Consider the following 11,730-nt stretch of genomic DNA (forward strand, 5'->3'; position numbering starts at 1 on the left):
TCACGGTCTGGTTCCGTCGAGGCTTTTGCGTTCACCTGGTGTGCTGGAAACGGGCGGAGCGGGTGGGTAAGGATCGCCGCGCAGCGGCGTCTCGTCGGCCGTCACGACGGGATGCCACCCCCTGCGGGCAAGCCCCCGCACCAGCGCCTCCACCATCCGCGGATCGAACTGCGCCCCCGCACACCGCTCCAACTCCTCCAGCGCGGCCGCAACAGGCCGCGCCCGCCGGTACGACCGGGTGGACGTCATCGCGTCGAAGGCGTCCGCGACCGCCACCACCCGCGCGAACTCCGGAATCTGGCCCCCCTTGAGCCCGTACGGATACCCGCTCCCGTCCAGCCGCTCGTGGTGGTGCAGGATCGCCGACCTGGCCTCCCCCAGAAAAAAACCCGATCCCGCGCACCATCTCGTGCCCGTACTCGGGATGCAGTTCGATCACCCGCCGCTCCTCGGGCGTCAGCGGCCCGTCCTTGCGCAACAGCCGCGTGGGGACCCCGAGTTTGCCGACGTCGTGGAGGATCCCGGCGAACCTGAGCACCTCGGCCCGCTCGTCGTCCATGCCCAGTTCGCGCGCGATCACCATCGACGCCTGCCCCACCCGCTCGCTGTGCCCGCGCGTGTATCCGTCCTTGATGTCGACGGCCTGCACGAGCGCCCGGATGGTCGCCTGGTGGGCGGCCCGTTCCCGGTGGTACTGGGCGAACACCCACCACGACACGTACATCGGCAACAGCACGAGCAGCGCGGAGACCGGCCCGTACGGACTGCGCCAGAGCACCGCCATCATCAGCCCGGCGAGCCCGTGCACGGCGACGGGCGCGAGCGAGCGGAGGAAGAGGCCGCGCCAGGCACTCCGTACCGGCACGCGCTCGGCGAGGACCAGGATTCCGCCGTCGAGCACGGTCAGCACCAGGCAGAACGCCACGACGGCCGCGCCGGCGGTCACGAGGACGTAGGGGAAGTGGGACGAGAGGACCGCGTCCCGCCCGTCCATCGCCCAGTGCACCCACGAGGCGGCCCATGCCGCGAGTGCGAGCTGTCCGGCCCGCCACACCCGGCGCAGCCATCGCGGCCGCTGCTCGACCCGGGTCAGCAGCGCCCCCGGCAGGGCCACGAGCGCCGCGGCCGGAGGCGGCAGCAGAAAGGCCGCGGCGAGGATCACGGGCGTGTGCCACCTGGGGGAACCGCCCGGTTCCCCGGCCACCCCCGCGCCCTCGGGCGTGCGGCCCGCCCCGAACCGGCTTCCGGCGAGCCCTTCGCACCCCGCGCAGAGCGCCGCGAAGAGCAGCACCGCACCCCACGGGGCGTGCGTGGCCGGCAGCGGGAGGGCGCAGCACGCCGCTCCGAGCGCGGTGCAGACGACGTAGACACGCGCCCACGGCGAAACCGGCCGCATGGCGTCCCCTTCCCTGTGGCCCGGCCCCTGTCGGCCGACCGGGCGGGGCGGCTCCGGCACAAGCCCCGTACAGGCCTTGGGACATGGACGATAGGGCGGCCGGGCACGGCTCGGGGGAGGCATGGAACGATTCGACGGGCCCAGGAGGCAGATTCGCCCGTTCGAGTGAGCCGGGTGGGCGCGGGGTGCTGCGTGGTCAGAGATTCGTCAGAACGTCGTCAGAGCCTCGTCGAAGCCGTCAGTGCGCCACATCGGCCGCGAGCGCCCGGGTCAGCTGCTCCACCGTCGCCGGTGACTCGCGCTGGAACGCGGGGATGTCGAGGCCGTCGTCCCCCATGACGGTCAGCAGTGCCCGGTCGCCGACCGCCATCACGATGACGTGTCCGGAGCCGCACCTCGCCACCACCTCGCGGAGCGCGCCGACGCCCGCCTGGTCCGCCATCCGCCGCCCCACGCCGAGCGTCGCGGCGGCCAGCGCGGCGACGGACTCGGGGTGGACGGAGTCCGAGTCGTGGACGACGAGGAGGCCGTCCGCCGTGGACAGAACGCTCTGGGATATCCCCATCACCCGGTCCCGCAGCGAGGTCAGGATCTCCGTCAGGGGACTGGGCGGCGGCTGTTCACTCATGACGAGCTCCTTGCTAAAGGCATATGCAATCCTGGTACGGTCCAACTGGTACGGTCCAAGCGGTCAGTCGGATTCCGGCAGTCCCGTCAGGCCCCGGCGGACACGTCGCAGCATGTCGATGGAGGGTTGGTCGGCGGCCAGGTCCTCGGGCGAGAGCATGGGGAGTACGAACGGCTGCGCCCCCGGAGACTCACCGGCGGTGTCCCCGTCGGCCCCGGACGACGAGGCCGCGGCGCCCCGCACGGGCAGCGGCGGTCTGCCGACCGGGGATAACGGCCGCGCCGGCGGCGCCTGTTGTACCTGCGGGACCTGTTGCACCTGCGGCGGCTCCTGGCCCTGCGGTGCCTGGGGAACCTGCGGTGGAGTGGCGGGTCCGGCGGAGTGCCCGGGCCGCGCCTGTGGGGCGTCCGCGTCCGGTCCTCGTGTCCGCCGTTTCGCGGCCCGCCTCGCTTCGGCCTCCGTGCTCCGTCGGCGCATCGCTGCCCGACGTCTGCGTGAACTCACTACCCCCCCGTCCCCCCGTCCTTCCCTGCGGCAAAAGCATTGCTTCCCCCCGCGGGCCGTTGGCCCGCGGGACCCTCCCGTGCCGGCCCTTCTCCCACCCTCGACGCACCGCCGGGCCTGCGCCTCGGCAGCGGTTCGGCCATGGACTGTGACCCGAACCCGGACGCTGCCCCTGACCCGGCGCCCGACCTCGACGGCTGCGGTGTCGCGGAACGCCGTTCGGGCAGTACACGCGGCGCGGTGCTCGGCCTGCCGCCGGGTTCCCTGCCCGCGTCCCACCGGACGAGTTCCAGTGCCTCCAGGCGGGTCAGGTCGAGCATGACCGCGTACAGGCCGCGGCCGAGCGTGAAGGCGATGTCCCGGGCCGTACGGCGCCCGTTGACGGTGTTCAGCACGGACTGATGTCGGTGCGGCAGCCAGCGGCCCGGCCCGGGTCCCGGAACCGGGGTGGGCCGCACACGCGCGAGTTCTCCCGGCGCCCCCCACGGACCGGACAACTGCACCATGCGCCGCGTGGTCTCCTCGGTCAGCCGCCGCGGTTCCACACCCGGCACGGCGAGGAGGGTGGGCTCGGGGTCGCTCAGCGTCCAACTGCCGGGCGGACCGAGCGCCATGGCGAAGGCCGCGTCGAACACGGCCGCGGTGCACACGACCTCCAGTTCGGCGGCGCCGATCAGGCCCGCGGCCACCAACTGCCCGCCCAGCCGGTCCATGTCACGCTCCGCCGCACACGCGGCCAGCCAGGCCTCGTCGTCGATGCGGCCCGGTGTGAGCAGGACCGATGTGGCGGTGGGCGCGCCCGGTGTCTCGACCGCGCCGATCAGACCGTCCCTCAGATGAATCGTTCCGCCCGGGGCGCCGGAGACCCGCACCGTGCCGGTGAAGCCCTCCTCGTACAGCTCCTGCAGAAGCGCGGGCAGATTGCGCGCCGGGGCTCCCGTCATGCGAGCACCTCTGCGACGCGGTCGCCCAGACTCCGCGTGGCGAGCGCCAGGTTGGCCCGCTCCCGGTCCATGCCCGCCGCCAGCAGCAGGGGGTCGCCGGCCGGCCGTGTCACCGCGAGCAGCACCTGGTGGCGCCGGGCGCTGGTCGTGATCACGCTCTCCAACTCCCCCTCGGCGCCCGCCTGTCCGAGCCGTTCGACGATGAGCGCGGCGAGTTCTGCGCACTCCGCGCCACCCGCGGCCTCCTCGGAGTCCCCGGCCACCCCGTAGGTGAGGCCCGTGACCGCGTCGACCAGGGCGACACCGGTGACCCCGGGGGATTCGAGGAGCCGGGCCAGGGAGGCTTCAACGGCCGTCGTCATTTCCCCGTTTCCCCCTTCACGTCCGAACGTCGCACAGTACTTTGAACATCAACTAACGCAACAGGTAACAAATTTGATGTTTTGTGACGCACAAGCCACGTGTGTTCGATCGTAGTTGTACGAGCAACGACCGTCAGCGTCACTGAGGAATTGGGGCAACGTGAACATCGAGACCGCACTCAAGGAAGCCATGACCGTGGACGGGGCCATCGGCATCGCCCTCGTCGACTACGAAAGCGGAATGTCGCTCGGCACGCTCGGCGGCGGACCGTCGCTCGACCTCGAACTCGCCGCCGCGGGCAACACCGAGGTGGTGCGCTCGAAGATGCGCACGCTGGCGTCGCTGGCCATGGACGACACCATCGAGGACATCCTGATCACGCTGGGCAAGCAGTACCACCTGATCCGCCCGCTCGGCAGCAGCAGCGGCACGCTCTTCCTCTACCTCGCGCTCGACCGCTCCCGCAGCAACCTGGCACTGGCCCGGCACAGCCTGAAGCGGATCGAGAACGGCCTGGAGATCTGAAACGCCCCCGGACGTCGCAGGTCAGACGCCGCTGCCCGCGGCCGGACCGGTCAACCCGGTCCGGCCGCGGGCAGCTTGGCGACCGGGGCCGGTCTCAGGACCGGCAGCGCGAAGAGCAGGGACCGGGGCGCTCAGCCCTCGGTGGCCGCGCCGCGGACGTCGGCGACGGTGACGTCGTGCTCGGGCACGGTCTCGCCGGAGCGGATCAGCTCGATACGGCCCATGACCTTGGCCCGCAGGTCCGTCGGCACGTCGTCATGGCCGCAGCACCGCTTGACCAGCTTCTTCACGGCCTGCTCGAGGCCGTACTTCTCCAGGCACGGGGAGCACTCCTCGAAGTGCACCTCGAACTTGGTGCAGTCGGCATCCGGCATCTCCCGGTCGAGGAACTCGTAGAGATGATCGAGTACTTCACTGCAGTCCGTCTCGTGCGGCTCTCCGCAGCTCATGAGCCCGAGCCTTTCGTTCCGTCCGACTCCCCGGCGCCCGCCGGGACCAGGCCGCGGTCCTTCGCGTAGTCCTCGAGCATGCCGCGCAGCTGGCGGCGGCCCCGGTGCAGCCGGGACATCACCGTACCGATGGGTGTCCCCATGATGTCCGCGATCTCCTTGTACGCAAAGCCCTCTACGTCAGCGAGATAGACGGCGATGCGGAATTCCTCGGGGATCGCCTGCAGCGCGGACTTGACGTCCGAGTCGGGCAGGTGGTCGAGCGCCTGCGACTCGGCGGAGCGCAGACCGGTCGACATGTGCGACTCGGCGCGCGCGAGCTGCCAGTCCTCGATCTCCTCGGCGGCGGACCGCTGGGGCTCGCGCTGCTTCTTGCGGTACGAGTTGATGAAGGTGTTGGTGAGGATCCTGTACAGCCACGCCTTGAGGTTGGTGCCCTCACGGAACTGGTGGAAGGACGCGTACGCCTTCGCGTACGTCTCCTGCACCAGGTCCTCGGCGTCGGCCGGGTTCCGCGTCATGCGCAGCGCGGCCGAGTACATCTGGTCGAGGAACTCCAGCGCGTCCCGCTCGAAGCGCGCACTGCGCTCGGCGGTCGACTCGCCGCTGCCCGGGCCCTCGGGCTGCTCCGCCTGGCCGTTTTCGGTCCCTGCGTCGGTCCCTGTGACCGGACCCACCTCCTCCAGAGTCTGGGCAGGACCGAAACCGGTCCCACCAGAATCGGAGGATAGACGACGATCCGGCCCGGCCGCCGCCCGAATAGGGGTGGTCTTTGCCGCATGCAGAACCGACCACTCCAGGTCAGCGCTGCTGCTACGGCTCGGGCAGATGGTCGAACCCATGCGGCGGACTTCCTCTCATGCGACTTCTCACAGCACGTGTCGTGCTGTCTGATCCGCACAACAGTGGCCCGGGGCTCAGCATTCCCGGGGGTCACCCGAGTGAGGAGGTCCACTTCAGTACGCCATCGGTGATGATCTTCAGGGCCTGGTCCTGGTCGATCGGGGCACGCTTCGGCACGGCGAAGCCATGATCGCCGTACGGCACCTCGACCATCTCGTACGCGCCCTCCGGGAACTCCTCCGGCCTGCCGAACGGGTCGTTGCCGCCCTGGACGACCAGCGTGGGCACTCCGGCCCCGAGCAGTTCGTCGGCGCGGGACTTCTCCGGCTTGCCCGGCGGGTGGAGGGGGAAGCTGAGCGCGAGGACGGCGTGGGCGCCGAGTTCGGTGGCCGTGCGGCAGGCGACGCGGGCTCCGGCGCTGCGGCCGCCCGCGATCACCGGCAGCCCGGGCTTCACCAGGGCGGGCCAGATGCCCCGCCATCCCACGTCCAGCGTCTTCGGCGCGGGCGCGAGCTTCTTGCCCGCCACCCGCCAGGGCTGCTCGACGCGGGCCACGCTCACACCGTGGGCGGGCAGCTCCGCGGCGAGCGCCCGGAGGTCCCGCGCCTCGGTCCCGCCGCCGGCGCCATGGCTGACGGCCAGCACCAGCCGCGCCTTCCTCGCCCGGTGCCAGGTGACGCGGGCCGTACCCGCGTCGGTGTCGATGGTCTCGATGATCTCCGTCACATGATCCGTCACGTCAGAAGAGTGTGCCCTCTTCGGGCCCCTCCAGCTCCTTCAGCAGCTCCGGCCCGTTGTTGCGGACATTGCTCACGGCCGTGGAGACGGGGTAGGCCCGCATCAGCCCCTCCGGGGGCGGCGCGAGCAGGGAGCGCAGGTCCTCGACATCCGTACGGGACGGGTCGAGCCAGGAGTCCCAGCGGTCCGGGGTGAGCATGAGCGGCATGCGCGGGTGGATGTCGGCCAGCGCGCGCGGCCCCTCCTCCGGTCCGACGGCGAGCGGCGAGGTCTCGGCCTCCGTGGTGATGACGGAGCACGTCACCCACCAGGCCCGCGGATGGTCGTCGGGCAGCGTCTTGTCACGCCAGAACTCGTACAGCCCGGCCATCGCGAAGACGGACCCGTCGGCGGGGAGCACGAAGTAGGGCTGCTTGCGCGGCCGCTTCTTCTTGCCCTCGACCTCCAGCTCGCGCTCACCGGTCCCGGTCACCCACTCGTAGTAGCCGTCGGCGGGGATGATGCAGCGCCGGGTGGCGAAGGCCCGCCGGTACGAGGGCTTCTCGTGGACGGTCTCGGCCCGGGCGTTGATCATCCGGGCGCCGCCCTCGGGGGTCTTCGACCAGGACGGGACGAGCCCCCACTTGAGCGTGCGCAGCTGCCGAACCGGCTTCGGGTCTCCCGCGTCCTTAAGAGGACGGTCCAGGACCGCGTAGACCTCTTTGGTGGGAGCCACGTTGAAATCGGGGGCCAGAGCCTCCTCCGGCTCCCACTTCTCGATCTCAAAGATTCCTGCGAGATCCTCGGGTCCACGACTCGCTGCATACCGTCCGCACATACGTGCCAGACTGCCAGGCCCGCCCGTCGCCCGACCACCACCCCTCAACGATTGCGCTACGCGCAAACCCCTGTTGACCACGACCCGAGGGAGCCCAACCCCACAATGGACAGCATCGCCGCCACCTCGCTGGCCTCCCTCTGGGACGAGGTTTTCGGGAGCCAGCCCGACCCGGACACCTGGGTGGTCATAGCCACGATGGTCGCGGCACTGGCCGTGATCGTCCCGCACAACGTCTGGCGGCTCTCGCGCAACGCCATCACCATCGCGCACGAGGGCGGCCACGGTCTGGTGGCGCTGCTCACGGGCCGCAGCCTCAGCGGCATCCGGCTGCACTCCGACACCAGCGGCCTCACCGTCAGCCGCGGCAAGCCGACCGGCCTCGGCATGATCCTCACGGCGGCCTCCGGCTACACCGCTCCCCCACTGCTCGGCCTCGGCGGCGCCGCGCTTCTGGCTGCGGGGCACATCACGGCCCTGTTGTGGCTGGCCACGCTGCTCCTCGTGGCGATGCTGGTGATGATCCGCAACGCGTACGGCGCCCTCACGGTCCTCCTCACCGGCGGCACGTTCGTGGTGGTCTCCTGGCTGGCCGGCCCCCAGGTCCAGGCCGCCTTCGCCTACGCCGTCGTCTGGTTCCTCCTCCTCGGCGGCGTCCGCCCGGCCTTCGAACTCCAGATGAAGCGCAGCCGCGGCGGAGCCGGCGACTCCGACGCCGACCAGCTCTCCCGCCTGACCCACGTCCCGGCGGGCGTATGGCTGTTCCTGTTCCACGCGGTGTCACTGTGCTCACTGCTGGGCGGGGGCAGGTGGCTGCTGGGGTTGTGAGCCGCGCCCCGTGGGGGGCTGTATCGATATGCGGCTCCGCCGCGTGGGCGCGACCAGCCACAACGCGCCCGCAGCCAACCCACGACCCACGTTCCCGGCCAAACCCAGCAGAGCGAACCCCCACTAAAGTGAGGGCATGCCCGTTAACGCCGCCCACACCGCCCTCTGGCCCGCCCCGCACGCGAGCGGAGCCGTCGACGCGACGGTCCACGTGCCCGGGTCCAAGTCGGTCACCAACCGCGCCCTCGTCCTCGCCGCCCTCGCGGCGGAGCCCGGCTGGCTGCGCCGCCCCCTCCGCTCCCGCGACACCCTCCTGATGGCCGGCGCCCTGCGTGCGATGGGCGTGGGCATCGAGGAGGGCGTCGGCCCCGACGGCTCCGGCGAGGCCTGGCGTGTCATCCCCTCGGGCCTGCACGGCCCGGCGACGGTCGACGTCGGCAACGCCGGCACGGTGATGCGGTTCCTGCCCCCGGTCGCCGCCCTCGCGGACGGCCCCATCCGGTTCGACGGCGACCCGCGTTCGTACGAGCGCCCCCTGCACGGAGTGATCGACGCGCTGCGCGCCCTCGGCGCCCGTATCGACGACGACAGCCGCGGCGCGCTGCCGCTGACCGTGCACGGCTCCGGGGCGCTGGAGGGCGGCCCGGTGGAGATCGACGCGTCCTCGTCGTCCCAGTTCGTGTCGGCGCTCCTGCTGTCCGGCCCGCGCTTCAACCAGGGCGTGGAGGTCCGGCACACCGGTTCGAGGCTCCCCTCCATGCCGCACATCCGGATGACCGTCGACATGCTGCGCTCGATCGGTGCCCAGGTGGACACCCCGGAGTCGGGCGGCGAGCCGAACGTCTGGCGGGTCACACCGGGCGCGCTCCTCGGCCGCGACCTCACCGTCGAGCCGGACCTGTCGAACGCCCAGCCCTTCCTTGCGTCCGCCCTGGTCACCGGCGGCAGGGTCGTCATCCCGGACTGGCCGCTGCGCACCACCCAGCCCGGTGACAAGCTGCGTGAGATCTTCACCGAGATGGGCGGTTCCTGCGAACTGACCGACCGGGGCCTGGAGTTCACCGGCTCCGGCTCGATCCACGGCATCGACGTGGACCTCGGCGAGGTCGGCGAACTGACGCCGGGCATCGCGGCGGTCGCGGCCCTCGCCGACTCCCCCTCCACCCTCCGCGGCGTGGCCCATCTGCGTCTGCACGAGACGGACCGGCTGGCCGCGCTCACCAAGGAGATCAACGAACTGGGCGGCGACGTCACCGAGACCGCCGACGGCCTCCACATCCGCCCGCGCCGGCTGCACGGCGGGGTCTTCCACACGTACGACGACCACCGCATGGCCACCGCGGGCGCGATCATCGGCCTCGCGGTCGACGACGTACAGATCGAGAACGTGGCGACGACGGCGAAGACCCTGCCGGACTTCCCCGATCTGTGGACCGGAATGCTCGGGAACTGACGGGCGGACCGGGATCATGCGCCGTTACGGCAAGCACACCGACGAGGACGACATCCGCCAGCGCCCGAACCGCAAGGGCAACCGGCCTCGTACGAACATCCGCCCCAAGCACGAGGAGGCGGTCGAGGGCATGGTCCTCACCGTCGACCGGGGCCGCCTGACCTGCCTGGTGGACGACCGGGTCGTCATGGCGATGAAGGCCCGCGAACTGGGCCGCAAGGCCGCGGTCGTCGGCGACCGGGTGGCCATCGTCGGCGACCTGTCCGGCGAGAAGGACACCCTGGCCCGCATCGTCCGCATCGAGCCGCGCACCTCCGTGCTGCGCCGCACGGCCGACGACGACGATCCGTACGAGCGTGTGGTCGTCGCCAACGCCGACCAGCTGGCCATCGTCACGGCCCTGGCCGACCCCGAGCCCCGCCCGCGCCTCATCGACCGCTGCCTGGTGGCGGCGTACGACGGCGGTCTGGACCCCCTGCTGGTCCTGACGAAGTCGGACCTGGCCCCGCCCGACGAACTCCTGGAGATGTACGGGGCGTTGGGCGTCCCGTACATCGTGACGAGCCGTCAGGAGCTGGAGAGCGGCGAGGCACTGGACCGCGTGCACAAGCAACTGGACGGCAAGATCACAGCGTTCGTGGGCCACTCGGGCGTCGGCAAGACGACACTCGTCAACGCGCTCGTGTCGCGGGAGCGACGACGCTCGACGGGCGTGGTCAACGCGGTCACCGGCCGAGGCAGGCACACCACGACATCGGCGCGGGCGATCCCCCTGCCCGACAACGACGGCTGGGTCGTCGACACGCCGGGCGTACGGTCCTTCGGCCTGCACCATGTGGACCCGTCCCGCGTCATCAAGGCCTTCCCCGACCTGGAACCCGGCACCGAGGGCTGTCCGCGCGCGTGCAGCCACGACGAACCGGACTGCGCACTGGACGCCTGGGTGGCCGAGGGGCACGCGGACCCGGCCCGCCTCTACTCGCTGCGCCGGCTGCTCTCCACGCGCGAACGGCGCGAGGGGGACTGATCTGCGGCTGATCTCCAGCCGATCTCCGACCGATCTTCGTTTGACCTCAGTGTTGTTTGCATCCCCGCTGCGACGGTAAAGGCATAATCGCACCAAGCGGGATGCAAGCGAGACGAAGCGGTCACGGAGCGTGGGAGGGCATCACATGGCGTGGCTGCTGGTTGTCGTCGCGGGGCTCCTGGAGACGGGTTTCGCCGTCTGCCTCAAGCTCTCCCACGGCTTCACGAGACTCTGGCCCACAGTGGCCTTCTGTATCTTCGCCCTGGGCAGCTTCGGCCTCCTCACCCTGTCCCTCAAGAAGCTCGACGTGGGACCCGCGTACGCGGTCTGGACAGGCATCGGGGCCGCCGGCACCGCCATCTACGGCATGATCTTCCTCGACGACCTGGTCTCGACCCTGAAGATCATCTCGATCTCCCTGGTGATCATAGGAGTCATCGGCCTGCAGCTGTCGGGCTCGTCCCACTAGGACCGCCGGTCACTGACCACCGGTCACTGGCCACCGGTCACTGGCCACCGGTCACTGGCCACCGCTCACCGGTCCTTGGTTTGTGCCCACCCACCCGCAGCCGCATCAACTCACGGATCGCACAGTCGTCAAAGCGTCCCGAACCATCCCCGCCGTACCCCCCTCCCCGGCAGGGGCCAGCACGCACGACACCCCCAACCGCACCACGAGCTCACAGGCCCGGGCCAGCTCCGCGGCCTCGGACTTCGACACACCCGGCACGGTCAGCGAGGCGACGGCCCGGTCCCGTACCAACCCCACGAAGTCCCCCGGCGACGGCAACGGCCCATCGGCCCTCCGCTGAGCGGGCACGGCCGACGAGGACGGCACCGCGGACAGGGTGGGCGAGGGCAGCCGCTCCGCCCAGCACCCCGTGAGCATCGCCCGCACCAGCGCGTTCCCCCGGGCCGCCGACACCGTCCACTCCGCCGCCGCGGCCAACCGCTCCCGAGGCTCCGCACGGCTCACCAGAGCCCGCTCGACCCCCGCGAGATACGCATCGGCCTCCCGCCGTACGAGCGCACGCGCAAGCCCCTCCTTGCTCCCGAACTCGTTGTAGAGGGTCTGCCGGGAAACCCCGGCCGCGGCGGCCACGTCGACCATCCGCACGGCGGACCACGGACGGCGTCCGAGCGCCGTGGAGGCGGCGTCCAGTAGGGATTCCCGCGCTGCAGGCATCGTCGCCTCCCTGGGGCGATCGGCTCTGC

At 71.2% G+C, this 11,730-nt stretch carries 14 protein-coding genes and 1 pseudogene; 5 read left to right on the plus strand and 10 right to left on the minus strand.

Annotation, left to right across the window (positions count from 1 at the left end; translation table 11 throughout):
* From QF035_RS18890 to QF035_RS18910, 5 genes and pseudogenes are all read right to left on the minus strand, one after another.
* Nucleotides 1-1,396, minus strand: a pseudogene (locus QF035_RS18890) (HD-GYP domain-containing protein).
* Between the two features lie 238 nt (nt 1,397-1,634).
* The gene (locus tag QF035_RS18895) at nt 1,635-2,024 is read right to left on the minus strand and encodes a roadblock/LC7 domain-containing protein (protein WP_143636407.1); all 390 of its coding nucleotides are present in this window, start codon (nt 2,022-2,024) and stop codon (nt 1,635-1,637) included.
* 63 nt (nt 2,025-2,087) lie between these two features.
* On the minus strand, nt 2,088-2,342 hold the full coding sequence (locus QF035_RS18900) for a hypothetical protein (protein WP_307521570.1): 255 nt from the start codon (nt 2,340-2,342) through the stop codon (nt 2,088-2,090).
* 185 nt (nt 2,343-2,527) lie between these two features.
* Nucleotides 2,528-3,472, minus strand: coding sequence for a DUF4388 domain-containing protein (locus tag QF035_RS18905; protein WP_307521571.1), 945 nt, complete (start codon nt 3,470-3,472; stop codon nt 2,528-2,530).
* A complete protein-coding gene (locus tag QF035_RS18910) occupies nt 3,469-3,834 on the minus strand; it encodes a hypothetical protein (RefSeq protein ID WP_307521572.1) in 366 nt (121 codons plus the stop codon). Before QF035_RS18910 ends, QF035_RS18905 begins: the two co-directional genes overlap by 4 nt.
* Nucleotides 3,835-3,994: 160 nt before the next feature.
* Here QF035_RS18910 and QF035_RS18915 point away from each other — a divergent pair, with 160 nt between their 5' ends.
* Entirely contained in the window at nt 3,995-4,360 is a 366-nt protein-coding gene (locus QF035_RS18915) for a hypothetical protein (RefSeq protein ID WP_055617005.1), read from the plus strand.
* Between the two features lie 131 nt (nt 4,361-4,491).
* On the opposite strand, the gene rsrA is transcribed toward QF035_RS18915, so the two are convergent.
* The 4 genes from rsrA to QF035_RS18935 form a co-directional block, all read right to left on the minus strand.
* Nucleotides 4,492-4,809, minus strand: a complete 318-nt coding sequence (gene rsrA, locus QF035_RS18920) for a mycothiol system anti-sigma-R factor (protein WP_269650356.1) — start codon at nt 4,807-4,809, stop codon at nt 4,492-4,494.
* Nucleotides 4,806-5,486: an RNA polymerase sigma factor SigR gene (gene sigR / locus QF035_RS18925; protein WP_055617007.1), complete on the minus strand. Its 681-nt coding sequence runs from the start codon at nt 5,484-5,486 to the stop codon at nt 4,806-4,808. The genes rsrA and sigR overlap by 4 nt, the downstream gene beginning before the upstream one ends.
* A 256-nt stretch (nt 5,487-5,742) precedes the next feature.
* The gene (locus tag QF035_RS18930) at nt 5,743-6,390 is read right to left on the minus strand and encodes an alpha/beta hydrolase family protein (protein WP_373466678.1); all 648 of its coding nucleotides are present in this window, start codon (nt 6,388-6,390) and stop codon (nt 5,743-5,745) included.
* A gap of 1 nt (nt 6,391) precedes the next feature.
* Nucleotides 6,392-7,207 carry an SOS response-associated peptidase gene (locus tag QF035_RS18935; protein WP_307521575.1) on the minus strand — a complete coding sequence of 272 codons (816 nt, stop codon included), beginning with the start codon at nt 7,205-7,207 and terminating at the stop codon, nt 6,392-6,394.
* Nucleotides 7,208-7,312: 105 nt separating this feature from the next.
* On the opposite strand from QF035_RS18935, the gene QF035_RS18940 reads away from it, so the two are divergent.
* The 4 genes from QF035_RS18940 to QF035_RS18955 all read left to right on the plus strand — a co-directional run bounded on the left by QF035_RS18940 (nt 7,313) and on the right by QF035_RS18955 (nt 10,984).
* Nucleotides 7,313-8,035 carry a M50 family metallopeptidase gene (locus QF035_RS18940; protein WP_307521576.1) on the plus strand — a complete coding sequence of 241 codons (723 nt, stop codon included), beginning with the start codon at nt 7,313-7,315 and terminating at the stop codon, nt 8,033-8,035.
* Between the two features lie 136 nt (nt 8,036-8,171).
* A complete protein-coding gene (gene aroA / locus QF035_RS18945; RefSeq protein WP_307521578.1) occupies nt 8,172-9,488 on the plus strand; it encodes a 3-phosphoshikimate 1-carboxyvinyltransferase in 1,317 nt (438 codons plus the stop codon).
* 16 nt (nt 9,489-9,504) lie between these two features.
* Nucleotides 9,505-10,515, plus strand: a complete 1,011-nt coding sequence (gene rsgA, locus QF035_RS18950; RefSeq protein WP_307521579.1) for a ribosome small subunit-dependent GTPase A — start codon at nt 9,505-9,507, stop codon at nt 10,513-10,515.
* A gap of 145 nt (nt 10,516-10,660) precedes the next feature.
* Nucleotides 10,661-10,984, plus strand: coding sequence for a DMT family transporter (locus QF035_RS18955; RefSeq protein ID WP_189837529.1), 324 nt, complete (start codon nt 10,661-10,663; stop codon nt 10,982-10,984).
* Nucleotides 10,985-11,089: 105 nt separating this feature from the next.
* Here the strand turns inward: QF035_RS18955 and QF035_RS18960 are convergent, their stop codons facing one another.
* Nucleotides 11,090-11,701, minus strand: a complete 612-nt coding sequence (locus tag QF035_RS18960) for a TetR/AcrR family transcriptional regulator (protein WP_307521580.1) — start codon at nt 11,699-11,701, stop codon at nt 11,090-11,092.
* Nucleotides 11,702-11,730: the final 29 nt, after the last annotated feature.

The organism is Streptomyces umbrinus (assembly GCF_030817415.1).
GTDB lineage: Bacteria > Actinomycetota > Actinomycetes > Streptomycetales > Streptomycetaceae > Streptomyces > Streptomyces umbrinus_A.

Excerpts from the sequence above, each read along its gene's own strand:
- QF035_RS18960 (WP_307521580.1), bottom strand. The coding sequence starts at position 11,701 with ATGCCTGCAGCGCGGGAATCCCTACTGGACGCCGCCTCCACGGCGCTC.
- aroA (WP_307521578.1), top strand. The coding sequence starts at position 8,172 with ATGCCCGTTAACGCCGCCCACACCGCCCTCTGGCCCGCCCCGCACGCG.
- QF035_RS18895 (WP_143636407.1), bottom strand. The coding sequence starts at position 2,024 with ATGAGTGAACAGCCGCCGCCCAGTCCCCTGACGGAGATCCTGACCTCG.
- QF035_RS18935 (WP_307521575.1), bottom strand. The coding sequence starts at position 7,207 with ATGTGCGGACGGTATGCAGCGAGTCGTGGACCCGAGGATCTCGCAGGA.
- rsrA (WP_269650356.1), bottom strand. The coding sequence starts at position 4,809 with ATGAGCTGCGGAGAGCCGCACGAGACGGACTGCAGTGAAGTACTCGAT.
- rsgA (WP_307521579.1), top strand. The coding sequence starts at position 9,505 with ATGCGCCGTTACGGCAAGCACACCGACGAGGACGACATCCGCCAGCGC.
- QF035_RS18905 (WP_307521571.1), bottom strand. The coding sequence starts at position 3,472 with ATGACGGGAGCCCCGGCGCGCAATCTGCCCGCGCTTCTGCAGGAGCTG.
- QF035_RS18940 (WP_307521576.1), top strand. The coding sequence starts at position 7,313 with ATGGACAGCATCGCCGCCACCTCGCTGGCCTCCCTCTGGGACGAGGTT.
- QF035_RS18910 (WP_307521572.1), bottom strand. The coding sequence starts at position 3,834 with ATGACGACGGCCGTTGAAGCCTCCCTGGCCCGGCTCCTCGAATCCCCC.
- QF035_RS18955 (WP_189837529.1), top strand. The coding sequence starts at position 10,661 with ATGGCGTGGCTGCTGGTTGTCGTCGCGGGGCTCCTGGAGACGGGTTTC.